The organism is Paraburkholderia largidicola (assembly GCF_013426895.1).
Taxonomy (GTDB): domain Bacteria; phylum Pseudomonadota; class Gammaproteobacteria; order Burkholderiales; family Burkholderiaceae; genus Paraburkholderia; species Paraburkholderia largidicola.
In genome coordinates, this window is record NZ_AP023174.1 from 241,255 (window position 1) to 265,911 (window position 24,657).

21 protein-coding genes are annotated in these 24,657 nt (G+C 62.6%); 8 read left to right on the forward strand and 13 right to left on the reverse strand.

Annotation, left to right across the window (positions count from 1 at the left end; all coding sequences use genetic code 11):
* Window positions 1-354: 354 nt before the first annotated feature.
* Both PPGU16_RS01025 and PPGU16_RS01030 read right to left on the reverse strand, forming a co-directional pair.
* Window positions 355-2,193 carry an EAL domain-containing protein gene (locus PPGU16_RS01025; protein ID WP_180721316.1) on the reverse strand — a complete coding sequence of 613 codons (1,839 nt, stop codon included), beginning with the start codon at window positions 2,191-2,193 and terminating at the stop codon, window positions 355-357.
* Window positions 2,194-2,464: 271 nt separating this feature from the next.
* Window positions 2,465-3,490 carry a bile acid:sodium symporter family protein gene (locus PPGU16_RS01030; protein WP_180721317.1) on the reverse strand — a complete coding sequence of 342 codons (1,026 nt, stop codon included), beginning with the start codon at window positions 3,488-3,490 and terminating at the stop codon, window positions 2,465-2,467.
* Window positions 3,491-4,027: 537 nt separating this feature from the next.
* On the opposite strand from PPGU16_RS01030, the gene PPGU16_RS01035 reads away from it, so the two are divergent.
* From PPGU16_RS01035 to icmF, 4 genes are all read left to right on the forward strand, one after another.
* Entirely contained in the window at window positions 4,028-4,645 is a 618-nt protein-coding gene (locus PPGU16_RS01035; RefSeq protein ID WP_180721318.1) for a hypothetical protein, read from the forward strand.
* 535 nt (window positions 4,646-5,180) lie between these two features.
* Window positions 5,181-6,260 carry a porin gene (locus PPGU16_RS01040; RefSeq protein ID WP_180721319.1) on the forward strand — a complete coding sequence of 360 codons (1,080 nt, stop codon included), beginning with the start codon at window positions 5,181-5,183 and terminating at the stop codon, window positions 6,258-6,260.
* 183 nt (window positions 6,261-6,443) lie between these two features.
* Window positions 6,444-7,382 carry a LysR family transcriptional regulator gene (locus PPGU16_RS01045; protein WP_180721320.1) on the forward strand — a complete coding sequence of 313 codons (939 nt, stop codon included), beginning with the start codon at window positions 6,444-6,446 and terminating at the stop codon, window positions 7,380-7,382.
* A 131-nt stretch (window positions 7,383-7,513) separates the two neighbouring features.
* Window positions 7,514-10,888 (forward strand): fused isobutyryl-CoA mutase/GTPase IcmF, encoded by a 3,375-nt coding sequence (gene icmF, locus PPGU16_RS01050; protein WP_180721321.1) that lies wholly within the window; start codon window positions 7,514-7,516, stop codon window positions 10,886-10,888.
* A gap of 53 nt (window positions 10,889-10,941) precedes the next feature.
* Here the strand turns inward: icmF and PPGU16_RS01055 are convergent, their stop codons facing one another.
* Window positions 10,942-11,907 carry an NAD(P)H-dependent flavin oxidoreductase gene (locus PPGU16_RS01055; RefSeq protein ID WP_180721322.1) on the reverse strand — a complete coding sequence of 322 codons (966 nt, stop codon included), beginning with the start codon at window positions 11,905-11,907 and terminating at the stop codon, window positions 10,942-10,944.
* Between the two features lie 263 nt (window positions 11,908-12,170).
* Here PPGU16_RS01055 and PPGU16_RS01060 point away from each other — a divergent pair, with 263 nt between their 5' ends.
* A complete protein-coding gene (locus tag PPGU16_RS01060) occupies window positions 12,171-13,061 on the forward strand; it encodes an alpha/beta fold hydrolase (protein ID WP_180721323.1) in 891 nt (296 codons plus the stop codon).
* Window positions 13,062-13,091: 30 nt separating this feature from the next.
* Here PPGU16_RS01060 and PPGU16_RS01065 read toward each other — a convergent pair whose 3' ends face one another.
* Window positions 13,092-13,577, reverse strand: a complete 486-nt coding sequence (locus tag PPGU16_RS01065) for an Lrp/AsnC family transcriptional regulator (protein ID WP_180721324.1) — start codon at window positions 13,575-13,577, stop codon at window positions 13,092-13,094.
* 113 nt (window positions 13,578-13,690) lie between these two features.
* Between PPGU16_RS01065 and PPGU16_RS01070 the strand changes: the two genes are divergently transcribed.
* Complete coding sequence (locus tag PPGU16_RS01070; RefSeq protein WP_180721325.1) at window positions 13,691-14,590, forward strand: DMT family transporter; 900 nt, start codon at window positions 13,691-13,693, stop codon at window positions 14,588-14,590.
* 207 nt (window positions 14,591-14,797) lie between these two features.
* Here the strand turns inward: PPGU16_RS01070 and PPGU16_RS01075 are convergent, their stop codons facing one another.
* From PPGU16_RS01075 to PPGU16_RS01100, 6 genes are all read right to left on the reverse strand, one after another.
* On the reverse strand, window positions 14,798-15,718 hold the full coding sequence (locus PPGU16_RS01075; protein ID WP_180721326.1) for an MBL fold metallo-hydrolase: 921 nt from the start codon (window positions 15,716-15,718) through the stop codon (window positions 14,798-14,800).
* Window positions 15,715-16,170 carry a MaoC family dehydratase gene (locus tag PPGU16_RS01080; RefSeq protein ID WP_180721327.1) on the reverse strand — a complete coding sequence of 152 codons (456 nt, stop codon included), beginning with the start codon at window positions 16,168-16,170 and terminating at the stop codon, window positions 15,715-15,717. Before PPGU16_RS01080 ends, PPGU16_RS01075 begins: the two co-directional genes overlap by 4 nt.
* The gene (locus PPGU16_RS01085) at window positions 16,167-16,415 is read right to left on the reverse strand and encodes a DUF1289 domain-containing protein (protein WP_180721328.1); all 249 of its coding nucleotides are present in this window, start codon (window positions 16,413-16,415) and stop codon (window positions 16,167-16,169) included. Before PPGU16_RS01085 ends, PPGU16_RS01080 begins: the two co-directional genes overlap by 4 nt.
* Entirely contained in the window at window positions 16,412-16,942 is a 531-nt protein-coding gene (locus PPGU16_RS01090; RefSeq protein WP_180721329.1) for a YbaK/EbsC family protein, read from the reverse strand. The genes PPGU16_RS01085 and PPGU16_RS01090 overlap by 4 nt, the downstream gene beginning before the upstream one ends.
* A gap of 21 nt (window positions 16,943-16,963) precedes the next feature.
* A complete protein-coding gene (locus tag PPGU16_RS01095) occupies window positions 16,964-17,890 on the reverse strand; it encodes a hydroxymethylglutaryl-CoA lyase (protein ID WP_180721330.1) in 927 nt (308 codons plus the stop codon).
* A gap of 96 nt (window positions 17,891-17,986) precedes the next feature.
* Complete coding sequence (locus tag PPGU16_RS01100; RefSeq protein ID WP_180721331.1) at window positions 17,987-18,928, reverse strand: 2-hydroxyacid dehydrogenase; 942 nt, start codon at window positions 18,926-18,928, stop codon at window positions 17,987-17,989.
* A gap of 232 nt (window positions 18,929-19,160) precedes the next feature.
* Here PPGU16_RS01100 and PPGU16_RS01105 point away from each other — a divergent pair, with 232 nt between their 5' ends.
* Window positions 19,161-19,763, forward strand: coding sequence for an RBBP9/YdeN family alpha/beta hydrolase (locus PPGU16_RS01105; RefSeq protein ID WP_180721332.1), 603 nt, complete (start codon window positions 19,161-19,163; stop codon window positions 19,761-19,763).
* A gap of 28 nt (window positions 19,764-19,791) precedes the next feature.
* Here the strand turns inward: PPGU16_RS01105 and PPGU16_RS01110 are convergent, their stop codons facing one another.
* A complete protein-coding gene (locus PPGU16_RS01110) occupies window positions 19,792-20,073 on the reverse strand; it encodes a hypothetical protein (RefSeq protein ID WP_180721333.1) in 282 nt (93 codons plus the stop codon).
* Window positions 20,074-20,353: 280 nt separating this feature from the next.
* Here PPGU16_RS01110 and PPGU16_RS01115 point away from each other — a divergent pair, with 280 nt between their 5' ends.
* Complete coding sequence (locus PPGU16_RS01115) at window positions 20,354-21,379, forward strand: sulfate ABC transporter substrate-binding protein (RefSeq protein ID WP_180721334.1); 1,026 nt, start codon at window positions 20,354-20,356, stop codon at window positions 21,377-21,379.
* Between the two features lie 217 nt (window positions 21,380-21,596).
* On the opposite strand, the gene PPGU16_RS01120 is transcribed toward PPGU16_RS01115, so the two are convergent.
* Together PPGU16_RS01120 and bioB are read right to left on the reverse strand one after the other, a co-directional pair.
* Window positions 21,597-22,736, reverse strand: coding sequence for an IS481 family transposase (locus tag PPGU16_RS01120; protein WP_180721335.1), 1,140 nt, complete (start codon window positions 22,734-22,736; stop codon window positions 21,597-21,599).
* A gap of 792 nt (window positions 22,737-23,528) precedes the next feature.
* Window positions 23,529-24,590 carry a biotin synthase BioB gene (gene bioB, locus PPGU16_RS01125; RefSeq protein ID WP_180721336.1) on the reverse strand — a complete coding sequence of 354 codons (1,062 nt, stop codon included), beginning with the start codon at window positions 24,588-24,590 and terminating at the stop codon, window positions 23,529-23,531.
* Window positions 24,591-24,657: the final 67 nt, after the last annotated feature.

Here is a 24,657-nt window from a genome sequence, read left to right on the forward strand (position 1 = left end):
ACGCGCAGCGGCGGAGTTCAAGTTCGGCTGATTGTATAGTAAAACGACCGCGAGAAACCCCTGCTTAGAGCCTTTCGATACGCGTAGATACCCGTATACAGGCGCAGTGAAGGCGAATCTTTTGTTTAGTAAAATGAACTAAACGGCCTGTTGGATTCATCAATTGATACGGACCGACGCGATGCCTCGCACGGACGCCGCGCGGCAGGTCGTATGGGAATGAGAGCCACGAATGGGGAACGCGCAGTCCGCACCTTGCTGCCAAGGTGACTGCCCGTCGTGACAGAGGAATGTCGTCGCGGCGTGCTGTGCCGCTGAAGTCGACGCCGGACGTTGACGCCGGCGCGAAAAGGTTTAGTCGACGGTTGCCGCCGTGCGCCCTTGCAGCAACATCTGGCTTTCTTCGAACCCGATCATCACGAGACCGGACGCTTCGCTTTTCGCGCGGCGCTTCGCGAGCGCAGCGACGGATGCAATGTCTTCGCTGCTGTACACGGTCTCGCCCGATTGCGGCTGAACCAGCACGCAGCCGATCGCCATCGTCACGAAGCCGAAGAACGTCGGATTGCCGCGCCGGTCCTCGCCATGGATGCCTCCCGCCAGGCGGTCGCCCGGCGCGTAGAAGCGCTGCGCGCCTTCGTTGAACACGTGAATGGCGCGCTCCGCGCGCTCGCGCCAGTCCTCGCTCTGAAACAGGATCAGAAAATCATCGCCGCCGACGTGGCCGAGAAAATCGCGCATCGGATCGCAGACGTCAGCGAGCACGTGCGCGGCGAACTTCAGTACCTCGTCGCCTTGCCAGTAGCCGTACTGGTCGTTGAACGGTTTGAAGTGGTTCAGATCGACGTAGCACGCGTAAAAGCCGGCTTCGTGGCCGAGCAGTCGCGTGATGTGAGAGCTGATCGGAATGTTGCCCGGCAGGAAAGTCAGCGGATTCGCATAACGGGCCGCCTCGATGCGCACTTCCGTCACCGCGCGCACCAGGCTTTCACCCGTGCCGAGGCCGACGTACTTGCCGCTTTCGGTGATGACGAAGCCGTCCGCGAGGTAGCGCTGGTCGTCGCTGGCGAGCAGTTTGGCCATGTCTTCGACCGTCATCGATTTTTCGATGATGACGGGTGATGCATTCGCAAACAGCAGGCACGGCCGCTTGCCGAACAGCTCGCGGTGGTAAGGCAGCGCGTAGCGGTCCATGAACGCGCGCCGGTTGATCAGCGCGACGGGCTCGTTGTGCTCGACCACGGCGACGGCATGCAGGTTCGGCAGCCGGTTGAAGAGTTCGAGCACGTCGTTGTTGGTCGCGTTGCGCGGCAGGGCGGGCGCATGCACGACCATTTTCGACGACGCCATCCCACCCGACGGCGAAGCGCTCACCGTGCGCGTCGCTTCGGGGAACACGGCGATATGGCCGGCGCGCAACGCTTCGCGCGCGTCGTCGGAGACCTTGCGCGGCGGATGCGCATGCGGCTTGCCGAAAAAATAGCCCTGGCCGCAGGAGATCCCCATGTCGCGCACGACGATCAGATCCGCCTCATTTTCGATGCCTTCGGCCACCAGACGCGCGCCGCTCGCGGCCGCGAAGTGCTGCATCGCCTTGACGGCTTCGAACTTGAGCGGATCGCTGGCAATGTCGTGAATGAAGAAGCGGTCGATCTTCACGACGTCCGGCTGCAGACGCACCCACAGATTCATGCTGGCGTTCGCGGTGCCGTAGTCGTCGAGTGCGAACTGGGCGCCGGCCATGCGCAGCATCGAGATGGCGGGCAGGAAACTGGCGACATCGGGGATCGCGCTCTGCTCGGTCAGTTCGATCACGATGCGCTCCGCGTCGACGCCCATGTTGCGCAGCATCACGAAGGTGTCTTCGCGGTTGTCGGCGAGTTGACGGATCGCGCCGGCGCTGAAATTCAGGAACAGCTTGCCTTCGTATTTGAGCTTCGCGAATGCCTCGATGCAGGTGTGCGCGGCGGCGCGCTCCAGTGCGATGACGCTGCCTTCGGCAGCCGCCTGCGCGAACAGCGCGTACGGCGCCTCGAGCGCGGAACCGGCCGGTCCGCGGATCAGCCCTTCGTAGCCGAGAATCGCGCCGTCGTCGAAATCGACGATCGGCTGGAACACGGCGGACAGGTCACGCTGCGCAATCAGATCGACGATGCGCGGCGCTGCGATGGTGGAGAACGAGCGTTGAGGCATGACATACGGCCGGAGCATTGGACCGTCGGCTTATCGGCAGCAAGTCGCTGAAATTAAATGAATTTTTAATGACGCTTCGCACCGTTCTGGTGCTCGACGGAAGCGTTTCCATTATTTGGGATGGGGCGGCGCGTGCGTTTCCCCTATGCCGTCATACCGAGGCGACAGCAGCGGCCGGTCAGGATGAAATAACGAAAAAGCCGCCCGCAGGCGGCCTTCACGACATGCACTCAGGGAGAGCGCTATGAATCTCGACTCATTCGAAACAGGCCTAACGGCGCGCAACAGCGGCCGTCGTGCTCTTCTTTTGCGCGGCGCGCTTCTCGGCGCTGACATCGCGCGCGCCCCAGCGTTGCGCGAGCGCGGCGCAAACCATGAGCTGAATCTGATGGAACAGCATCAGCGGCAGCACGACGGCGCCCACCGCGTGCGTGGCGAAAATCACTTTCGCCATCGGCACACCGGCGGCGAGGCTCTTCTTCGAGCCGCAGAAGATGATCGTGATCTGGTCGGCGCGGCTGAAGCCAAGGCGCTTGCTGACGAACATCGTCACCAGCAGCGCGAGCGCCAGCAGCACCGCGCACACCACGAGCAGGCCGCCCAGCGCGACGAGCGGAATCTGATGCCAGAGGCCTTCGTTCACGGCCTCGCTGAACGCGGCATACACCACCAGCAGGATCGAGCCCTGGTCGACGAACTTCAGCACGCCGCGGTTGCGGTCGATCCATCCGCCGATCATCGGCCGCAGCAACTGCCCGGCGACGAACGGCACCAGCAGTTGCAGCACGATGTTCCACACCGTATGCCACGGCGACGTGCCGCTCGCGGCCTGGCTCGTGACGATCACGCTGACGAGCGCGGGCGTGATGAAGATGCCGAGCAGGCTCGAAGCGGACGCGCTGCATACGGCGGCGGGCACATTGCCCTTCGCAATCGACGTGAACGCGATCGACGACTGAACCGTCGACGGCAGCGTACAGAGGAAGAGGATGCCGGCGTAGAGCGCAGGCGTCACGAGGGGCGAAAGAAGCGGTTTGAGTACGAGCCCGAGTATCGGAAAGAGCGCGAACGTGCTTAGCAGCACCACCAGATGCAGCCGCCAGTGCGTGGCGCCCGCAATGATCGCTTCGCGCGAGAGCTTGGCGCCGTGCAGGAAGAACAGCAGGCCGACCGCGAAATCCGTCACCCAGTTGAACGCCGTTGCCGCCTGGCCGTGCACGGGCAGCAGGCTCGCGAAAATCACCGTGCCGATCAGGCACAGCGTGAAGTTGTCGGGCAGGAGTTTCGGACGGGCCATCTTTCAAATCTCGATGCAGGTCAAGCGATCGCCTTGATGTCGCCGGTGGGCGGGCGCCAAAGGGCTATTGTCCGCGCAAAGTGATTGAAAAAGCAAATTCATTTGCCGAATTGATTAATTACCTGAGCGCATGAAACGACCGCCCGCGCGCATGGTTGTGTTCGCATCGAGTCTGGCGGTCATGGCACCCGTTTGGGCGTCGAAAAATCAGTCAAAACGACACGTCGAAACAGGCGTTTTAGAGCGCCACTGTTCATACGAATTCAGGTGTTCGAACGACCTCGTTTCAGCGCTTTTTCGCCTCGCGCCGCAAGAGGTTTGTGGCGAAAAAACGTCGCAGTAACAATGCGTTACAAGAGTGCCGCAGACCTAACATATTTTGGCTCGACTCACTGGGAGGACGCCAATAAATTACTGTTCGAAGGCCGATGGGGCATCGCGCGAGACAGCTTGTCATGCAAGTCGCGCCAACCCCGGAACCAGCCAAGCCGTAGCTCGAACGGCGGGCTCTCAGGCGGGTCGTCGGGCAGGTGAAACATGGTGCTTGTAGGGCTGTCGAGGATCAAATGGTGGATGACGGGCGCGCTGATCGTCGCGCTGACCTCGCTCGCCTATGCGAAACCGTCATTCGTCAGCCATGAAGGACACGGGTTGTTCGGCGGCAGGTCGGGTTTTCAGGGCTCGTCGTTCGGTGGCCCCGTCCATGGAAACGCCATGCCGCGTGCCAGCATTTCACGTGAGATGCCGCGTGGCGTTGCGATGCCGGGCAACGCTGGCCGATATGCGCGGAATGAAGCGCCGCGCACGCGCGGCAACGCGCAAGGCCGCACCAATGTGAACGATACGTTCGCCGGACGTGTGTACGGCAGCAACGCATCGAACTACAGCGCACAACGCATGACGCTTCCCGCCGACGTTTATCACAACCGGCCAGCTGCGCAATACGTCGGCACCCAGTATGCCGGCGCGATCACGCCTGTCAGCACCGATTCGCGTAACGCGCCGCGACCGCCGGCAACTGCGCAATCCGCGCACGTCGGTTCGATCCGCGACGACGTCACGCGCTACAACGAAGAACGCGGTGCGTCGCGCCCGATTCCGCGTCCGCCTGGCGACTCATCCCGTATCCCGTCTCAGTCGCCTTACCGTAACTGACCTGTCCTCTGCGTCTGCCGGACGTTTCGATGTTCGGCCCATTCTGTTTTCCATCCACTCGCTCTGAGATCGGATCGGTCTTTTCTCAAGCTCAGCTACTCAATCTTTTCGTTCTCCGCACGTCCGACAAAATACCCCGTCTGATCTGACGTAAGCACACCACACATTTTTGAAAACGCTCGTCAGTCTTTTGCGTTTGTCATCAAATCCCTTCTTTGTTGCGGCGGCGCGTCAATCCATCGTTGATGCGCTTCGCATCACACGCGGTGCTGTAGAATCCGCGCCCTTTGACGGGCGTGCGGGTGTTTGCGGCACTGCGGAAACAAGGTGCGTCGGCAACCAGTATCAGGCCGAAAGTCGACCAAACTATTCAGTCCCATATACCCGCAATAACCGCAGATATTTTTGTCCATAAAAATGGTCCGCAAAGATTTGTCCCAGCCCAGATTGGCTCGACGATCAAACGGATAACAAGCACGGATCCGGCGAGCGCCCCGCCGTACAGCCACACCTTTTGACAAAGACAGGAGAACCCATGAATACCACCGTCAGCCGTGCGCTGAGAACAACCCTGAAGGCTAGCGTCATCGGCGCCTTGCTGGCTGTTGCATCGACGTCGTCGTTCGCGCAGTCGAGCGTGCAGCTTTATGGTCAGGTCGACGAATGGGTCGGCGTCACGAAGTTCCCGGGCAGCCAGAGCGCATGGAACGTGTCGGGCGGCGGTATGTCGACGTCGTACTGGGGCATCAAGGGTGCCGAAGATCTGGGCAACGGCTACAAGGCGATCTTCACCCTGGAAGACTTCTTCCGTGCGCAGAACGGCAAGTTCGGCCGCTTCGACGGCGACACGTTCTTCGGGCGTAACGCGTACGTCGGCATCGAGTCGCCGTACGGCACGGTGACGGCGGGCCGTCTGACCACGCAACTGTTCGTGTCGACGATTCTGTTCAACCCGTTCATCGACTCGTACGTGTTCTCGCCGGCGGTCTATCACGTGTTCCTCGGCCTGGGCACGTTCCCGACCTACACGACTGACATGGGCGTGGTCGGCGACTCCGGCTGGAACAACGCGATCCAGTATTCGTCGCCGGACTTCAGCGGCCTGTCGGGCAGCGCGATGTATGCACTGGGCAATTCGGCGGATCACAACGGCTCGAAGAAATACAGCGCGCAGTTCCTGTATTTCCACGGTCCGTTCGCGGCGACGGGCGTGTTCCAGTACGTGAACTTCAACAACTCGCCGACCGACCTCGGATCGCTGGTTGCTGGCCTGAAGAGCCAGTCGGTTGGCCAGCTGGGCGTGTCGTACGACCTGAAGTTCGTGAAGTTCTACGGCCAGTACATGTACACGAAGAACGACCAGGACGTCGGCAGCTGGCACGTGAACACGGCGCAGGGCGGCGTGTCGGTGCCGCTGGGCACGGGCACGGTGATGGCGTCGTACGCATACTCGCGCGACGCGGGCGGTCTGGACCAGATGCACCAGTCGGCGGCGATCGGCTACGACTACCCGCTGTCGAAGCGCACCGACGTCTACGCGGCGTATCTCTACGACAAGTACACGGGCCAGGCTTCGGGCTATACGGCCGGCGCCGGTATCCGCGCGAAGTTCTGATCGCAATATGCCAGCGGCGCGGCGTGCACTGCGCGCCGCGGCGTCTCGGTCCGCAAAGCCCTGCTTTCTTCACGGAACGCAGGGCTTTTTCTTTCCGATGCTCGAGCGTGCCGCACATTGTCGACGGCTCCTTGATAAAGTCCCGGGAATCAGCCTGATTCATTCCTATCCCGAGCGATCGCCATGGATACCCTCGTCAGCATGAAAGTGTTTCGCCACGTGGTCGAAGTCGGCAGCTTTGTCGGCGCGGCGGAGAAGATGGACATGTCGGCGGCGATGGCGAGCAAGCATGTGATGCATCTCGAGCAGCAACTCGGCGCGCGCTTGCTGAACCGGACCACGCGCCGCGTCGCGCCGACGGAAGCGGGCCGCGAGTATTACGAACGGCTGAGCCAGGTGCTGGGCGAACTCGACGAAGCCGAGCAGGCAGTCGGCGCGGCGAGCATCGTGCCGCAAGGGCGCTTGCGTGTGTCGACGTTGTCGGCGTTCGGTCTGCGGCACGTCATGAGTGCCGTCGCCGATTACGCAACGCAGCATCCGCAAGTCACCGTCGATATCACGCTGTCGGACCGCGTCGTCGAACTGATCGACGAGGGCTTCGACGTCGCGATCCGCGCATCGCCGTCCGGGCTGAAGTCGTCGTCGCTGATCGCGCGTCAGGTGGCGACCGCGCATCTCGTGTTGTGCGCGTCGCCGGACTATATCGAGCGCCACGGCGCACCCAGAAACACCGCCGATCTCGCGCGCCACAACTTCATCCAGTACGCAGGCGTGTCGGCGCTCGAACTGGTCGCGGGCGCGAATGCGGACAGCGCGCGCGTCAAGCTGTCGGGCAATCTGGTCGTCAATCATCTGGAGGCGCAGCGCGTCGTCGTGTTGCAGGGCGCGGCGCTCGCGCTGCTCGGCACGGAGGTGATCGGCGACGATCTCGCCGCCGGCCGTCTCGTGCCGCTACTCGTCGACGAACTGCCGCCGCGCGAGTTGCCCATCCACGTCGTCTACGCGAGCCGCCGGCATCTGTCGGCGAAGGTGCGTTCGTTTGTCGATTTCATCGCGGAGCGCTTTTCCAGCGAGACGCTATGGCCGACGCTGGAGCAGATCAGGGCGCTTGCTGTGCGGTGAAAATCGCGGCGCGGTGCGCGTCGTTTTGCGCCCACTGAACGCAGCACGGACGATCGGGTCGTATCGTTATACTGGTTGCAGCACCCGCGAAGTAGAGACGAACGAACCTGACGATTCGATCCGGGGGAGACATGACTGATCTTTCCACGCCGCAGCGCGTCGCCGACGACGCGCCCGCTTCCCGCTCTTCCACGCCGCGCTCGCCTGGCGAGCCGTCTTCGCGACGTCTGCGTTTCGTCACGGCCGCGGCGCTGTTCGACGGCCACGACGCATCGATCAACATCATGCGGCGCATCCTGCAGGCGAGCGGCGTCGAAGTGATCCATCTCGGCCACAATCGCTCGGTCGAAGAAATCGCGACAGCGGCGCTGCACGAAGACGCGGACGGCATCGCCGTGTCGAGCTATCAGGGCGGGCACGTCGAGTACTTCCGCTATCTGGTCGATCTGTTGCGCGAACGTGGCGGCGAGCGGATCAAGGTGTTCGGCGGCGGCGGCGGCGTGATCGTCCCCGATGAAATCGCGGAGTTGCAGCGCTATGGCGTCGAGCGCATCTACTCGCCGCATGACGGCCAGCGGCTCGGGCTGCAAGGGATGATCGACGACATGATCGCGCGTTGCCGCGACGCGGCGCGAGCGGACGCGCAGCCGGCACAACTCGCTCGCGACCTGAAGGATGCGATGCGTGGCGATACGGAGCCTGCATCGCGTGTCGCCGCTTTTCGCAAGCTCGCGCAACTGATCACGTCGCTCGAAACGGGCGACCTCGATGCCGCCACGCGCGCGACGCTCGCCGCGCAGGCCGCTCAAACGCACGTGCCCGTGCTCGGCATCACAGGAACGGGCGGCGCGGGCAAGTCGTCGCTCACCGACGAGTTGATCCGGCGTTTCCGCCTCGACTACGGCGACGCGTTGACCATCGCTGTGATCGCCATCGATCCATCACGCCGCAAATCGGGCGGCGCGCTGCTCGGCGATCGCATCCGCATGAACGCGATCGGCGACTGGGGCAGCGGCGCACGCGTCTTCATGCGCTCGCTGGCGACGCGCGAGGCATCGAGCGAAATCTCCGACGCGCTGCCCGACGCAATCGACGCCTGCAAGATGGCGGGCTTCGATCTGATCGTGGTCGAAACATCGGGCATCGGACAGGGCGACGCGGCGATCGTGCCGCACGCCGACAAGTCGCTGTATGTAATGACCCCGGAATTCGGCGCCGCGAGTCAGCTCGAAAAGATCGACATGCTCGATTTCGCGGACTTCGTCGCAATCAACAAGTTCGACCGTAAAGGCGCCGCCGATGCATTGCGCGACGTCGCGAAGCAGGTTCAGCGTAACCAGCAGAAGTTCGGATTGAAAATCGAAGAGATGCCGGTATTCGGTACGATTGCGTCGCGATTCAATGATGATGGTGTGACGGCTGTGTACCAACATGTCGCGAAGGCTTTACGCGACCACGGTCTGCGCGACAGCGACGGGCGGTTGCCGAAGCTGCAAGGCGTGAGGCATTCGACGGGCCGCAACGCCATCGTGCCGCCCGCACGCGTGCGTTATCTGTCGGATGTCGCGCTGACGGTGCGCGGTTATCGCGAGCGCGTCGAAGCGCAGTCGCAGCTTGCGCGCGAGCGTTGGCAGCTCGACGGAGCGCGACGCATGCTGATCGAAGCGAGCGGCAGCGTGCCGAATGCCAACGCGCTCAGTGAGCTCATCGACGCGCGCACGTCGCAAATGGGCGAACGCGAAAAAGCGCTGCTCGACGCGTGGCCGGACACGGTCGCCGCCTATTCCGGCGACGAACATATCGTGAAAATCCGCGACAAAGAGATCCGCACCGCGCTCACCGTCGAAACGCTGTCGGGCTCGAAGATCCGCAAGGTCGCGCTGCCCGCGTTCAAAGACCCCGGCGAAATCCTGCGCTGGCTGATGCTCGACAATCTGCCCGGCTATTTTCCGTTCACAGCAGGCGTGTTTCCGTTCCGCCGCGAAAACGAAGACCCGACACGCATGTTCGCGGGCGAGGGCGATCCGTTCCGCACCAACCGGCGTTTCAAGCTGCTGTCCGAAGGGATGCCTGCCAAGCGCCTGTCGACGGCGTTCGATTCCGTCACGCTCTACGGCGAAGAGCCGCACGAACGGCCTGATATCTACGGCAAGGTCGGCAATTCGGGTGTATCCGTGGCGACGCTCGACGACATGAAAGCGCTCTACGACGGCTTCGATCTGTGCGCGCCCGAAACGTCGGTGTCGATGACGATCAACGGACCCGCGCCAACCATCCTCGCGATGTTCTTCAACGTCGCGATCGATCAGCAGATCGCACTCGCGCACGCAAAGGCGCAGCACGACAAGCGCGAACCCACGCAGGACGAACTCGATGCCGCGCGCCGCTTCGCGCTGGAAAACGTGCGCGGCACGGTGCAGGCCGACATCCTGAAGGAAGATCAAGGACAGAACACCTGTATCTTTTCGACGGAATTCAGCTTGAAGGTGATGGGCGACATTCAGGCGTATTTCGTCGAGCACGGCGTGCGCAATTTCTATTCGGTGTCGATCTCCGGCTATCACATCGCCGAGGCGGGCGCGAATCCGATCTCGCAACTCGCGTACACGCTCGCGAACGGCTTCACCTATGTCGAGGCATATCTCGCGCGCGGCATGAATATCGACGATTTCGCGCCGAATCTGTCGTTCTTCTTCTCGAACGGGATGGACCCGGAATATACGGTGCTCGGCCGCGTCGCGCGGCGCATCTGGGCCGTCGCGATGCGCGACCGCTATGGCGCGAACGAACGCAGTCAGAAACTGAAGTATCACGTGCAGACGTCGGGCCGCAGCCTGCACGCGCAGGAAATCGACTTCAACGATATCCGCACCACGCTGCAGGCGCTGATCGCGATCTACGACAACTGCAACTCGCTGCACACGAACGCATTCGACGAAGCGATCACCACGCCGACGGAAGATTCGGTGCGCCGCGCGGTCGCGATCCAGCTGATCATCAATCGCGAATGGGGACTTGCGAAGAACCAGAATCCGAATCAGGGCAGCTTCATCATCGACGAACTGACGGATCTCGTCGAAGCCGCCGTGCTCGCGGAGTTCGACCGGCTCACCGAGCGCGGCGGCGTGCTCGGCGCAATGGAAACGGGCTATCAGCGCGGCCGGATTCAGGACGAATCGATGTTGTACGAGCATCGCAAGCATGACGGCTCGTATCCGATCGTCGGCGTGAATACGTTCCTCGGCGCACATGCGCACGACGCACCGCCGCCGATTGCGCTCGCGCGCTCGACGGAAGACGAAAAGCAAGGGCAACTGAAACGTCTGCGCGCGTTCCAGTCATCGCGTGAAAGCGACGCGCCAGCCATGCTGGAACGTCTGAAGCAGGCTGTCATCGACGATGAAAACGTCTTTGCCGTGCTGATGGACGCGGTGCGCGTCTGTTCGCTCGGACAGATCACGCATGCGCTGTTCGAAGTGGGCGGTCAGTACCGGCGGAACATGTGATCTCGCCTTGAAACGAAAAGGCCGCATGTGCGGCCTTTTCATCCCCTCAACGCCTACGATTCAGCGCCAATCCCGAGCCGCGTCTTCGCCGCCTGATATTCCTCCTTCAGGCGCGCAACAAGCTCGGCGACGCTCGGCACGTCGTGCATCAAACCCACGCCTTGGCCTGCGCCCCAGATGTCTTTCCACGCCTTCGCCTTGTCGCCGCCGAAGTTCATCGCCGTCTTGTCCGACTCGGGCAGCGCATCGGGATCGAGTCCCGCATTCTGGATGCTCTCGCGGATGTAGTTGCCGTGCACGCCCGTGAAGAGGTTCGTGTAGACGATGTCGGCGGCATTCGCGTTGATGATCGCCTGCTTGTAGCCTTCGACGGCGTGCGCTTCCTTCGTCGCGATGAAGCGCGTGCCCATGTAGGCAAGGTCGGCGCCCATCGCCTGCGCGGCGAGAATCGAGCCGCCGTTCGCAATCGAGCCGGACAGCACGATCGGGCCGTCGAACATGCGCCGCACTTCGCCGACCAGCGCGAACGGCGACGTCGTGCCCGCGTGACCACCCGCACCCGCTGCGACCAGAATCAGACCGTCGACGCCCGCATCCAGTGCCTTCTGCGCGTGACGCAGATTGATCACGTCGTGCAGGACGATGCCGCCGTAGCTGTGCACGGCATCGACGATCTCCTTCGCGGGCGCGCGCAGGCTCGTGATGAAAATCGGCACCTTGTGCTCGACGCACACACGGATGTCGTGCTCGAGCCGCGCGTTCGACTGATGCACGATCTGATTGACGGCGATCGGCCCGATGACGGCGTCTGGATTCGCCGCCTTGTGTTCGGCGAGCGATGCCTGAATCTGTGTCAGCCATTCGTCGAGCAGTTCGGCCGGGCGCGCGTTGAGCGCAGGAAACGAACCGACGATCCCCGCCTTGCACTGCGCAAGCACGAGCTCGGGGTAGCTGACGATGAACATCGGCGAGGCGACGACGGGCAGAGTAAGGTTCTGCAGGACGGCGGGCAAGGCCATGGTGCGAGTCTCCAGATCGACTGCCGGTGCATCCGATGCCCGGCGATATGAGTGTAGCGGCTGCCGTCCACGTTTCGCTTCAAACAGCCTTCGAGCTTCAAATTTAAGAACGGTCGTTCGATTATAGGCGAGTCTGGGCAGTGTTGCTCGTTCGGTGTCGTTGGAAGGAGAGTTCAGGTTCTACGAAAGCGTGGGCTATCCCACTCGTCGCGACACAGTCGCCTTCTACAATGCCCAGACTTACAACGACAACGAGCACCGACATGCCCTTCGCGGACTTCACACCTTTTCGGGTCACGGCCGGCGACGTCGATATTCATGGAGTCAAAGGCGGAGCAGGGCCGCCTTTGCTGCTGCTGCACGGTCATCCGCAGAGCCATCTGATCTGGCATCGATGCGCGGCGCAACTCGCCGAGCATTTCACGGTGATCGCGACCGACCTGCGCGGCTACGGCGCGTCGGCGAAACCGCCCAGCGACGCGAGGCACGCGCCGTATTCGAAGCGCGCGATGGCGGCCGACCAGGTCGCCGTGATGCGCCACTTCGGCTACGAGCGTTTTCTCGTCTGCGCACACGACCGTGGCGCACGAGTCGCGCACCGGATGGCGCTCGACTTTCCCGATGCCGTCGAACGCCTGATGCTGCTCGACATCGCGCCGACGCTCGCGATGTACGAAGCCACCGACCGCACCTTCGCGACGCTCTATTTCCACTGGTTCTTCCTGATCCAGCCGGAGCCGCTGCCCGAGACGCTGATCGAAGGCAATCCCGATGTCTACGTCGACCGCGTGATGGGTAGCCGTCACGCGGGCCTCGCGCCGTTCGCGCCCGAGGTGCTCGCCGAGTATCGCAAGGCCTTGCGGCAGCCGGGCGCCGTCCACGCGATGTGCGAGGACTACCGCGCCTCCGCGACGATCGATCTCGAGCACGATCGCGCCGATATCGAGCGCGGACACAAGATTGCCTGTCCGCTGCGCGTGCTGTGGGGCGCGGAGGGCGTGATCGAAAAATGCTTCGAGCCGATTGCCGAATGGCGCAAGGTTGCGCGCGACGTCAGCGGCCGCTCGCTGCCGTGCGGACATTACATTCCCGAGGAAGCGCCCGCTGAACTCGTCGCGGAGATGCTGTCCTTCTTCGAAGCCGTCGAGCTTTGATCGCCGGGCGCTTCCCAGCCGCTTGCTTTCTCAAGCGAGCGGCGGCAAGCGCCGCGGTACCGGCGTTGACTTGACGATCGCGGTGCTGGTTTCCGCACGCTCGGTCACTTTCGACAGAATCTCGTCGAGCTGATCGATCGAGCGCAGATACAGGCGGCAGATGAAGCAATCGTCGCCCGTCACCTTGTCGCATTCGACGAACTCCGGAATCCGACGAATCACGTCCTCCACCAGATGCAGCTGACCGGGCAGCGGCTTCACGCGCACGATCGCCTGCAGCGTATAGCCGAGTGCGCGCGGATCGATCTGCACCGTGAAACGCTCGATCACGCCTAGCGCGTCGAGGCGCCGCAAGCGGTCCGCCGTCGCGGGCGCCGACAGGCCGACGCTGCGCGCGAGTTCGCTGACGGGCTGGCGCGCGTCGTCGGCGAGACTTGCGAGCAGCATGCGGTCGGTGTCGTCGAGCGTCGCGGGTGCGGGAGCTTGCCGGGTATCGGGATTAAGGCGCTTCGTCATTTTGGCCTTCGCAATAAAGGTCGATGGGCTCGATTACCTGATTTTAGATATGTATTGGCCACTTCGGATTAATTACACTCTCTGCAAGATGTGATTCTTCTGGAGTGTTTCAGATGGCAGCAAACAACGAAGTGCGGCGCGGCGCGTTCGAGATGACCCTCGCGATGCTGATGTCGGGGACGATTGGCTGGCTGGTCGTATCGTCACAGCAATCGGCGCTGAATGTCGCGTTCTTCCGGTGCCTGTTCGGCGGCGCGACGCTGTTGCTGATCTGTGCGGTGCTCGGACTGCTCAAACGCAAGCTATTCTCGTGGAAGGTGATCGCGCTCTCTACGCTCAGCAGCGCGGCCATCGTCATGAACTGGGTGCTGCTGTTCGCCGCATACTCGCGCGCGTCGATTTCGATGGCGACCACCGTCTACAGCACGCAGCCTTTCATGCTCGTCGCGCTCGGTGCGCTGGTGTTCCGCGAGCGTGTGACGGCATCGACGGTCGCCTGGCTGCTGATCGCGTTCGTCGGACTCGTGTTCGTCGTGAAAGTCGAACCGGCCGTGCTCGCGGTGCCGGGACAATATCTGCAAGGCGTCGCGTTTGCCGTCGGCGCGGCTTTCCTGTACGCAGTGTCGTCGATCATCACAAAGCACTTGAAGAACACGCCGCCGCACCTTATCGCGCTGATTACCGTGACGACGGGTGTCGTCATGCTCGCGCCGTTCGTGCAGTACGATGCGTTGCCGACCACAGGCATGCACTGGTTGCAACTCGTCACGCTCGGCATCGTGAACACGGGGATCATGTATGTGCTGCTGTACGGCGCAATCCAGAAGCTGCCGACAGCGATGACGGGCGCGTTGTCATTCATCTATCCGGTCGTAGCGATCGTCGTCGACCGGATCGCGTTCGGACAGAAGCTGGCGTGGATTCAGGTGCTTGGCGCGGTGTTGATCCTGCTTGCGGCGGCCGGCGTCAATCTGGGCTGGCGCATCGTGCCGACGCGCCGCTACTCCATATAACGGTAGTTCATACCGATAGTACGGAATCCGAATAACGTGTCAGGTCGGACGTTAACGAATCTGTAGGGAAATCACCGATGCGTTCGAAAGCTACGCACGGGTATTATTTCTTCGACGCTGATCACGTCAACAGTAATTGCGCCGCTCGAACCGAAAGCCGAGCGGCTTTCTTTTTATACGGGCCCGCACGCGGCTTCGTCTCACGAATCAATCGGCGCGCGCAGTGATCTGCTCGCCGTCGAATTGCAACGGCCCGTTCTCCACCGCCAATCCTTCTATCAGTTCACGCAGCAGCGTGGGCCATGCGCTGCGCGGTTTCAGCATCGATGCCGCGGCCCGCATCACGCTTGCGTCGTCGAGCATGCGCAGCAAGGCTTCGAAAGATAGCGTGCGTGCGTCGAGCAGCTTGAACACGATCAACACCTTCAGCGCGTTTTTCGCGTTACGTGCCGGATCGGCGCGTAACCACGCGACGCGCGACAACGCGCGGTCGAGTGCCGCATTCACGCCGGCAAACGGCGCGCCGTGGCCCGGGATCACGGTCTTTACGTCGAGCGTGCCGATCAGTTCGAGCACGGCTTGTTGCTCGGCGAAACCGCTTTCGCCTTCGAGTTCCGGAAAGATCACACCGAAGCCGTTTTCCCACAGTGCATCGGCGCTGATCAGCAGCTTTTGCCCGGCGCAATAGAGCATCAGCGAATGCGGGTCGTGGCCCGGCGCGCCGAGCACCTCCCAGTCGAGCGCGCCGAGCGTCAGGTGCCTGCCCGGTTCGATCGTGTCCGAGAATGCGAAACGTTCGCAGAATTGACCGGTTGCGTGAAAGGTCAGACGCGACTCGTCCCATTCGCGCACCGCATCCGCTTCCGTCGATGGAATCAGCGTCCGGCACGGCCACGTTGCCTGCAATTGCGCATTGCCGCCGCAGTGATCCGAATGCAAATGCGTGTTGACGATCAGGTCGAGTGGCCGCGTGCCGAGCGCATGTCTGACGAGCGCCACCGTTTGCGCCGCGTGCGACGCGTAGCCGGTATCGACGAGCGCCGCGCTTGCATCGTCGACGAGTAGCACGTTGTTCGACGACAGCCAGCCGCGTTCGAACACGCGTATGGATGGCGGCAGCGCGATCATGCGCTGCCTTCCTGTGCGACGGGCTTCGGCATCACGAGTATCGTCGACTTGCCGATCAGCACCGTTTCGCTGCGCTGGTTCACGACGCTGCCTTCGAGCTGCGTCAGATCGCCGTTGAGGCTTGCTTTCCAGAATGCGCCGACGACGCGCCAGGTCATCGTCAGCGTGTCGCCGCTGTGCGCGGCTTTCTTCAGCTTGATGTCGAACTCGAGCCCGAGCGGCTGCGCATAGGTCGAGTAATGCGTGGCGAGCAGCGCCATGAAGTGCGCGGTCGGCTGCGTGCCGGAGGCGATCAGACCACCGAAGCGGCTTTGCGCTGCGTACGCGTCATCATGATGGAGCGGGTTGAGGTCGTTCACGAGCGTGGCGAACGATTTGATCGACTCCGCCACGAGGCTCAGCGTCGCGCTGAATGACTCGCCGACCGTGACGACGCGCGGCGGCGTGTTCATGTGTTCGTCTCGCGGTTGGGTGACTGCTTCGCCATGAAGTCGACGTGACGCCTGTCGATTTCATCCCACACCGCGCGCTTTGCCGCGTCGTCGAACGAAGACCAGTTCGCGATTTCGTCGATCGTGCGCAGGCAACCTTCGCACAGGCCCGTGGACCGATTCATCCGGCACACGTTGATGCATGGCGAAGGGACGGGCGCGATGGCTTGCGCCGCGTCCTGAGCGCGAGCGGCGTCGGCTGTCATGCTGTCTCGCGCAACGCCACGTCGACGACAGGCGCGCCCGTCAGCGTAGCGAGTTCCTGCGGTGTCAGATTGAACACCGCATGCGGATGACCGGCGGCTGCCCACAGGCTGTCGAGCGTGAAGAGATCGGCGTCGATCAGCGTGACGGGCGTCGTTGCGTGACCGATCGGACACACGCCGCCAATCGCATAACCCGTTTTCTCACGCACAAACTTCGCGTCGGCGCGTGCGATGTCGCCGACCTGCGCCGCCACCTTCTTTTCATCGACGCGATTCGCGCCGCTCGCGATGATCAGCACGGGCGCATCGTCTTCGCGGCGGCGAAACAGGATCGACTTGGCGATCTGCGCGATCGAGCAGCCGAGTCCCGCCGCCGCTTCCGCCGAGGTCTTGCCCGTTTCCGGCAGCATGACGACCTGTCCAGCGTGGCCGCGCTCGCGCAGCAAAAGCGCGACGCGCCGCGCCGACTCCGGCAGCGAATCCAGATCGGGCGTGTGAGGCGTTTGTACCGTTGCGTTATCCGACATGTGTTGTGTTCCTGTGATGGGTCATACGCAGGTGGACTTTTCGCTGCGCGCCTTCGCCAGCAGCGCCTTGCCCGCGCGCGATACGTTCGGCTTGCCGATCGACGTCGAAATGAAATCGCCGATCTCCACGACCTTCGCGAGGTCGATGCCCGTCTCGATGCCGAGTCCGTTCATCAGATACAGCACGTCTTCCGTGGCGACGTTGCCCGTTGCGCCTTTCGCGTACGGACAGCCGCCGAGTCCTGCAATCGACGCATGAAAAATCTCGATGCCTTCCTGCAGCGCGGCGTAGATGTTCGCGAGCGCCTGGCCATATGTATCGTGGAAATGCCCCGATAGCCGCTCGCGCGGAAACACCTGCGTGACAGCGGCGAACACTTCGCGCGTGCGGCTGGGCGTGCCGACGCCGATCGTATCGGCGATATCGATCTCGTCGCAGCCGAGCGCAGCGAAACGCTCGACGACATCGACGACCGACGCGACGGGCACTTCACCCTGATACGGACAACCGAGCGAGCACGACACGCTGCCGCGTATGCGGATGCCTTGCTCTTTGGCAGCCTGCGCGACGGGCACGAAGCGCTCGATGCTTTCCGCAATACTGCAATTGATGTTCTTTTGCGAGAACGCCTCGCTCGCCGCGCCGAAGATCACGATCTCGTCCGCGCGTGCCGCGACGGCGCCTTCGAAGCCGCGCAGGTTCGGCGTCAGCACCGAGTAGATCGTCCCCGTGCGACGCTCGATGCCCGCCATCACGTCGGCGCCATCGGCCATCTGCGGCACCCACTTGGGCGACACGAACGAAGCCGCTTCTACGTTTCTAAATCCGGCCGCCGACAGACGATTGATCAACTCGATCTTGATGTTGGTGGGTACGAATTCCTTCTCGTTCTGCAGCCCGTCGCGCGGACCGACTTCGACGATTTTTACCGCTTGTGGCATGGCCATGCTTTGTCTCCTGTGTCGACGGGAGCCAGACGTTGCCGCTTGCTCCCGCCCCTGCGGGTCACGCGCTGCCGCGTGACTATTGTTCTGCCGACGCGCTCAATAGCCGCGCCCGATATCGACGATTCCGCCAATCGGCTCATCACGCATCAGCGCGCCGATCTTCTGCACGATCTGCGCGATGCTTTCTTCGCGCAGCGTCAACGCCGAGATATGCGGCGTGATCGAAATGCGCGGGTGCTTCCAGAACGGATGCTGCGGCGGCAAGGGTTCTTCGACGAATACATCGAGCGTCGCTGCGGCAATCTGCCCTTGTTCCAACGCGACGAGCAAATCCTGTTCGACGAGATGCGCGCCACGCGCGATATTGACGAGGTACGCGCCGGGCGTGAGCTTCGCCAGGTTGCGCTGGTTCAGCACGCCGTGCGTGTCGGGCGTGTGCGGCAGCAGATTGACGAGCACCTTGACGCCATCGAGGAATGCGTCGAACTGCGCTTCGCCCGCGAAGGTCTCGACACCTTCGATCGCTCTCTCGCTGCGACTGAAGCCGCGTACCGGAAAGCCGGCCGCGGCGAGCGTCGTCGCGACATGTGAGCCGAGCACGCCCAGACCGAGCACGCCGACCGTGAACGTTTCGCGCGCGTGCGGTTCGAGCACATGCCAGCGCTGTTCTGCCTGCAACCGGTCGTATTCGTCGAAGCGGCGCATATAACGCAGCACGGCGTGCATCACGTACTCGGCCATCTGCTGTGCCATGCCTGTGTCTTCGAGCCGCACGAGTTGCGCGCTGCGCGGCAGCGTGCCGGGATGCTCGCGTTCCAGCCTCAGGATCGCGTCGACACCGGCGCCCAGGTTGAAGACCGCGCGCAAGTCGTCGCGGCCGGCGAGCATCTCACGCGGCGGCTTCCAGACGACGGCGACATCGGCGGGGGCGTTGTCGCCCGGTTGCCATTCGCGCAGGTCGACGCCCGGCAGTGCGCGCGACAGGTCGCGCAGCCAGACGTCGGCATCGGATTGCGGTGTATAGAACAGGACTTTCATGCGTGGCCGGTTGAGCGTTGCAGTCACCAGGGGGCAAGGTGCTTTTATGGATAGGCTTCATTCTACTTTTTCGCCGACCTTCGCGCGCGTTCCCGGCTACGCGAGGCGCAGGATGCAGGCGCGAGTCAGCATGCGCGGCGACACGGCGATATGCAAAGCACGAAAAATTGGTTCAAGCCATGCGCCGCCCACGCGACAATGATTTCCAGATTCCCGCTACAAGGAAAGAATCATGTTTTCGTGCACCCGATCGATCTGGCCGCCGCGGCTCGTGACCGTGCCGGGCTTGCACGGCAGCGAAGGCGCGCACTGGCAAACCTGGTTGGAGCGCCAATTCCCACGCGCATTGCGAGTCGAGCAGGCGGATTGGGACGCGCCGGATCTAGCGCGATGGGCGCAGTCCGTGCGCGATGTGCTGACGAAGGAGCGCGGGCCGTTCGTGCTCGCTGCGCACAGCTTCGGATGCCTCGCCACCGCGCATGCTTTGCAACAAGGCGTGCCGGTTGCCGATATAGCAGGCGTACTCTTCGTCGCGCCTGCCAGCCCGAAGAAGTTCTGGTTTGCGGGCACATTCGACGCACGCCGTCTTGGCGTCCCGTCCATTTTGATCGGCAGCGAGACCGACCCGTGGATGACGCTCGCCGATGCGCGCGAGCTGGCAAGGCACCTGGGCAGCGCGTTCGTCAATCTGGGTGACTCAGGTCACATCAATACCGCCGCGGGCTTTGGGCCCTGGCCGCGCGCGAAATACTTCGTCGACACGCTCGCGCATTGCGCCGCGCCGCTACGGTTTCACGATGAGAGCGAGGCGCTCGCCACGCAGGCTTTCAGCTAGACGCTGCGGCATCGCAACGCCCTATGCATCAGATCCAGTGGAAGCCCTTCGCCAGCAGGCCGGCGAGCGCGAAGTTCGCCGCCCACAGCAGGCGGAATTCGGTGCGCATAGCACTTTCGAGCGCGCTGAAGCGCTGGTCGACATAGGTCCTCAATTCACGCACCTCGCGTTTGAGGTCTTCGAGGTCCTGGAGAATGTGTTCGATTGTGGTTTCAGCCCGGGTCATTCGTGCCTCCATGTTGAGACCGCCGTGAATCAGCCGAAGCGCGTGAAAGCGGCGCTTCGCAAGAGGTTTTTCCAGTGTTTCCATTGGCTCCATCCTAAGCAAAATCTTTCTGAAGCAGGGTTCTGTTCGATCAGAAAACCCAACGGACGAACTACGGCAAATTGCGCTACAACGCGAAGAGCTGCGATTTGCGAGCACCGTTACGAATCAATCGTACGCGTGACTACCGTGTCGAGAAACCTGGCCGGACGACATAGGAATTAATCCAGGCGTTCTCAGGAATCGCACGAATCGATCCGCTAGAATCGCTGCTCCAGCCGCAGCGTCGCGGCGACATGCTTCATCATTGACAAGCGGGGAAAAGATGGCAGGCAGAGGGGATCAAACGCGCAGACTCGCGGCTGGCTTCATGACGTTGACGCTTTCGTTCGGCGTAGCGCAGAGCGCGCATGCGGATGCATCGCTGCTCAACGTGTCGTACGACGTCACGCGCGAGTTGTACAAGGACATCAATCCGGGATTCATCGCGGCGTACAAGCAGAAGAGCGGCGAGACGGTGTCGGTGAAGCAGTCGCACGGTGCATCGAGCGCGCAGGCGCTGTCGGTGCTGCAGGGGTTGCAGGCCGACGTCGTGACGATGAACCAGCCGAACGACATCGACCTGCTCGCCGAGCGTGGCCAGCTCGTACCCGCGAACTGGCGCGCGCGCCTGCCGAACAACAGCGCGCCGTACACGACGACGATGGTGTTCCTCGTGCGCAAGGGCAATCCGAAGCACATCAAGGACTGGGACGATCTGGCGAAGCCCGGCGTGCAGGTCGTGATTCCTAATCCGAAGACGGCGGGCAATGGCCGCTACACGTATCTGGCCGCGTGGGGGTACAAGAAGCAGAACGGTGCAACGGATGCGCAGGCGCTCGACTTCGAAAAGGCGATCTTCCGTAACGTTCCCGTGCTCGACACGGGCGGACGTGGCGCGACGACGACGTTCACGCAGCGCGACATCGGCGATGTGCTGGTGACGTTCGAGAACGAAGTGTCGCTGATCGACACGGGCGTGGGCGCGGGCAGCTTCGAGGCCGTGTATCCGTCGATGAGCATTCTCGCCGAGCCGCCCGTGACGATCGTCGACAAGGTTGTCGACAAGCGCGGCACGCGGAAGGAAGCGCAGGCGTATGTCGACTATCTGTACACGGCGCCCGCGCAGGAGATCATCGCGCAGCATCATTTGCGTCCGCGCGATCCGGCTGTGCTTGCCAAGCACGCGAGTGAGTTCAAGCCGCTGAAGACGTTCACTGTCGAACAGGTGTTCGGTAGCTGGCAGAAGGCGCAGCAGACTCACTTTGCCGATGGCGGGACGTTCGATCAGATCATCGTAGACAGGAAGTAGGTGCTGCGCGCCGGGCTTTTGTTTTTGCTTTTTCGCGGGTATCCGCGTGGCGCTGTTGTTGCCGGGCGGTGTTTCGGCTTTCGCGCTGGCATCCGCGGTTTGTTATCTTGCTTCAGGCGTTGCCCCTGTGCGGGGCGGCACCTACTTTTCTTTGCCGCCGTGTACAGACTGGAGACATGGTTGACACATGTACAGGGACATCGCTGACACATGATGGTCAGGGTTTTACTGTCTTCAGGTCAAGTTTTGCGACTCGCTGATGGGCAAACCAGAGCTCGATCACTCCGTCTTCGTTTTCGCTCGGGCGGGCTGCCACCTGCAGCCCCTTGAGCGCAATCGAGAGCTTCACTTTCTCGCCTCGCACGCGCACCACGCCGCTTGCATTGACCTGTAGCACTTCATCGCCGCAACCGTATTCGGGCTCGGGCAGCCGCTCCGGCATCCTGCGCAGGCTGCACGCGTAGCGGGTGACCGGCACCGCCATGTCCAGTGCCTCATGCGGACGCTCGGTGTTGTACACCTGCCGCCAGCGATCCAGTACCTGCTGCACGTGCGCGTGCGTGGTGAACGTGTGCCGCTCCAGCACTTCGGCCTTCAGCGAGCGGTGAAACCGTTCATCCTTGCCATTGGTCTGCGGGTGATACGGGCGGCTATAGCTCACCTGGATGCCCAGCCGGATCAGCCAGACCGCGAGCTCGGTGAGCTGCCCCGGCGCACTGGGCGAGCCCCACGGCGCGCCGTTGTCGGTGTTGATGCGCGATGGCAGCCCGTAGCAGCGAAACGCCCGCTCAAGCTCTGCCTGCACGATCCCGGTGGTGGTGCGCGCGCAGGCGCTCAGCACGATGTTGTAGCGCGAGTGGTCATCGATGACCGTCAGCGGCGCGCAGCGCCCGCTCTCCAGCGTCGGGAAGTCGCCCTTGAAGTCCATCTGCCACAACGAGTTCGGATGCTCGTGCTCGAAGCGTTGCCAGTGCTGGCGCTGGCGGGACGCCTGCTCGTCAATGAGCCCGTGGCGTCGCAGGATCTCGGTGATGGTGGCGGGCGCGGGAACCTCAATCTGGCCCAGATCGCGCAGGCGCCGTGCGATCTTGCGTCCGCCCCAGCCATGCTGGCGGCGCAGGTCCAGCACCAGTGCCTCGATGTGCTCCGGTGAGCGTGTGGGGCTGTGATGCGGGCGCCGGGAGCGGTCGGCCAGCCCCTTGCTACCCTCAGACTTGTGGCGGGCGAGCCACTTGTAGCCGGTCTGGCGGGTGATCTTGAATTTACGGCATAGCTCGCTGAACGGGAGCGCCTGTGTGGCGGCCTCGCAGACGAAGTCTTCGCGACGATTCATGGTGTCTTTTACATCCCAGGGCATGGTTGGAATCCGGGCGTTTGATTACCCGAAAGTGTCAGTCATGTCCCTGTACACCTGTCAGCGATGTCTCCAGTCTGTACACCGCCGCAAAGAAAAGTAGGCAAAAGAAAGCGGCTCACACCGCCAGCCCGTGTTCCTATCCACGGGCCCCCAACGTCCCCATCCTTCACACGGCAGTGCCCTTGGTCCGTGCTCGTTGCCAACGCTTCGAACAATCGCATCACCCGCGTCAGGCACCCATACAAAGGCAGACGGCAGCGAATGATATGTGCAGCCCAGGTGGCAAACTGTGTGTAGGTTGTCGCGTCGTATAGCCTGGGGCTCTTACAGGGTGGGGCGCGTGCGCTATCGGTCCGGAGTGAGGCGTGTGGAGCACTTGGGCCGACACACAGTTTGCCACCTGGGCGGCGGTGGACTGTGTGGCGCGGCATGCTGTAACGCGGGAGGGCGAAGCGGGTGAGGCGCATCGCAAGAGCGCTGGCAACGAACGTGGGTCACGTGGTTGCCGTGTGAAGTGTAAGACCCTTTGGGGGCCCTCAGGCAGGAACAAGAACTGGCGGTGTGAGCCGCTTTCTTTTGCCTACTTTTCTTTGCGGCGGCAAAGAAAAGTAGGTGCCGCCCCGCACAGGGGCAACGCTTGAAGCACGCTAACAAAACGCGGATGCCAGCAGAAGCGAACGCAAAAAAACAAAACACCAACAGCGTCCGCGCAGGACAAAAACTCTAACGTCCGGAAAGCCTCACCCCCCGGCCAGCATCAATCCAACGCCGCCGCCGCGCGGCAAAAAAACATCAATGCCCGTCACATCCATGCTCGCAGCCGCCGCTGCGCTCGACCGGCATCTGCTGCGCCGCCTCCGCGCGAATCCCCAACCGTTCGAGCAGCTTGCGATCGGCCTCCGCCTGCGGATTACTCGTCGTCAGCAACTGATCGCCGTAGAAAATCGAATTCGCGCCAGCAAGAAAGCACAACGCCTGCAGTGCCTCGTCCATCTGTTCACGGCCAGCCGACAACCGCACCATAGCCCGCGGCATCGTGATCCGCGCGACGGCGATCGAACGCACGAACTCGAACGGATCGAGCGCTTCCGTGCCCGTGAGCGGCGTGCCTTCCACCTGCACCAGGTTGTTGATAGGCACCGATTCCGGATAAGGCTCCATATTCGCGAGCTGCGCGATCAGCCCCGCGCGTTCGCGGCGCGACTCGCCCATGCCGACGATGCCGCCGCAGCATACGTTGATGCCCGCGTCGCGCACCCGCTCCAGCGTTTCGAGCCGGTCCTGATAGGTGCGCGTCGAAATGATCTGGCCGTAGAACTCGGGCGATGTGTCGAGGTTATGGTTGTAGTAGTCGAGACCCGCGTCGCGCAGACTCTGCGCCTGATGCGTTTCGAGCATGCCGAGCGTCACGCAGGTTTCGAGGCCCATCGCCTTCACGCCGCGAATCATGTCCTTGATCGGCTCGAGATGACGGTCTTTTGGATTGCGCCATGCAGCGCCCATGCAGAATCGCGTCGCGCCATTCTGTTTCGCCACGCGCGCAGCAGCCAGCACGTCGTCGACTTCCATCAGCTTTTCGGCCTTCAGCCCCGTGTCGTGATGCACCGATTGCGGACAGTAAGCGCAGTCTTCCTCGCAGCCGCCCGTCTTGATCGACAGCAGCGTGGACAGTTGCACGGTGTTCGCGTCGAAATGCTCGCGATGCACCTGTTGCGCGCGGAACAGCAGATCGTTGAACGGCAGTTCGTACAGCGCGACGACGTCGGCGACGCGCCAGCGAGTGGCGGCGGCATCGGCAGCGGCGGCCGCCTGCGACGGCGTGACGGGCAGTGAAGCAGTGGTGATATGGCTCATGGGATCGATCCTCGATGATCTGATTTTTTGAAGGTCTTTAGCAGACGAGCGGCAGGCGGCGGGCGGC

Excerpts from the sequence above, each read along its gene's own strand:
- PPGU16_RS01025 (WP_180721316.1), bottom strand. The coding sequence starts at position 2,193 with ATGCCTCAACGCTCGTTCTCCACCATCGCAGCGCCGCGCATCGTCGAT.
- PPGU16_RS01030 (WP_180721317.1), bottom strand. The coding sequence starts at position 3,490 with ATGGCCCGTCCGAAACTCCTGCCCGACAACTTCACGCTGTGCCTGATC.
- PPGU16_RS01035 (WP_180721318.1), top strand. The coding sequence starts at position 4,028 with ATGGTGCTTGTAGGGCTGTCGAGGATCAAATGGTGGATGACGGGCGCG.
- PPGU16_RS01040 (WP_180721319.1), top strand. The coding sequence starts at position 5,181 with ATGAATACCACCGTCAGCCGTGCGCTGAGAACAACCCTGAAGGCTAGC.
- PPGU16_RS01045 (WP_180721320.1), top strand. The coding sequence starts at position 6,444 with ATGGATACCCTCGTCAGCATGAAAGTGTTTCGCCACGTGGTCGAAGTC.
- icmF (WP_180721321.1), top strand. The coding sequence starts at position 7,514 with ATGACTGATCTTTCCACGCCGCAGCGCGTCGCCGACGACGCGCCCGCT.
- PPGU16_RS01055 (WP_180721322.1), bottom strand. The coding sequence starts at position 11,907 with ATGGCCTTGCCCGCCGTCCTGCAGAACCTTACTCTGCCCGTCGTCGCC.
- PPGU16_RS01060 (WP_180721323.1), top strand. The coding sequence starts at position 12,171 with ATGCCCTTCGCGGACTTCACACCTTTTCGGGTCACGGCCGGCGACGTC.
- PPGU16_RS01065 (WP_180721324.1), bottom strand. The coding sequence starts at position 13,577 with ATGACGAAGCGCCTTAATCCCGATACCCGGCAAGCTCCCGCACCCGCG.
- PPGU16_RS01070 (WP_180721325.1), top strand. The coding sequence starts at position 13,691 with ATGGCAGCAAACAACGAAGTGCGGCGCGGCGCGTTCGAGATGACCCTC.
- PPGU16_RS01075 (WP_180721326.1), bottom strand. The coding sequence starts at position 15,718 with ATGATCGCGCTGCCGCCATCCATACGCGTGTTCGAACGCGGCTGGCTG.
- PPGU16_RS01080 (WP_180721327.1), bottom strand. The coding sequence starts at position 16,170 with ATGAACACGCCGCCGCGCGTCGTCACGGTCGGCGAGTCATTCAGCGCG.
- PPGU16_RS01085 (WP_180721328.1), bottom strand. The coding sequence starts at position 16,415 with ATGACAGCCGACGCCGCTCGCGCTCAGGACGCGGCGCAAGCCATCGCG.
- PPGU16_RS01090 (WP_180721329.1), bottom strand. The coding sequence starts at position 16,942 with ATGTCGGATAACGCAACGGTACAAACGCCTCACACGCCCGATCTGGAT.
- PPGU16_RS01095 (WP_180721330.1), bottom strand. The coding sequence starts at position 17,890 with ATGGCCATGCCACAAGCGGTAAAAATCGTCGAAGTCGGTCCGCGCGAC.
- PPGU16_RS01100 (WP_180721331.1), bottom strand. The coding sequence starts at position 18,928 with ATGAAAGTCCTGTTCTATACACCGCAATCCGATGCCGACGTCTGGCTG.
- PPGU16_RS01105 (WP_180721332.1), top strand. The coding sequence starts at position 19,161 with ATGTTTTCGTGCACCCGATCGATCTGGCCGCCGCGGCTCGTGACCGTG.
- PPGU16_RS01110 (WP_180721333.1), bottom strand. The coding sequence starts at position 20,073 with ATGGAAACACTGGAAAAACCTCTTGCGAAGCGCCGCTTTCACGCGCTT.
- PPGU16_RS01115 (WP_180721334.1), top strand. The coding sequence starts at position 20,354 with ATGGCAGGCAGAGGGGATCAAACGCGCAGACTCGCGGCTGGCTTCATG.
- PPGU16_RS01120 (WP_180721335.1), bottom strand. The coding sequence starts at position 22,736 with ATGCCCTGGGATGTAAAAGACACCATGAATCGTCGCGAAGACTTCGTC.
- bioB (WP_180721336.1), bottom strand. The coding sequence starts at position 24,590 with ATGAGCCATATCACCACTGCTTCACTGCCCGTCACGCCGTCGCAGGCG.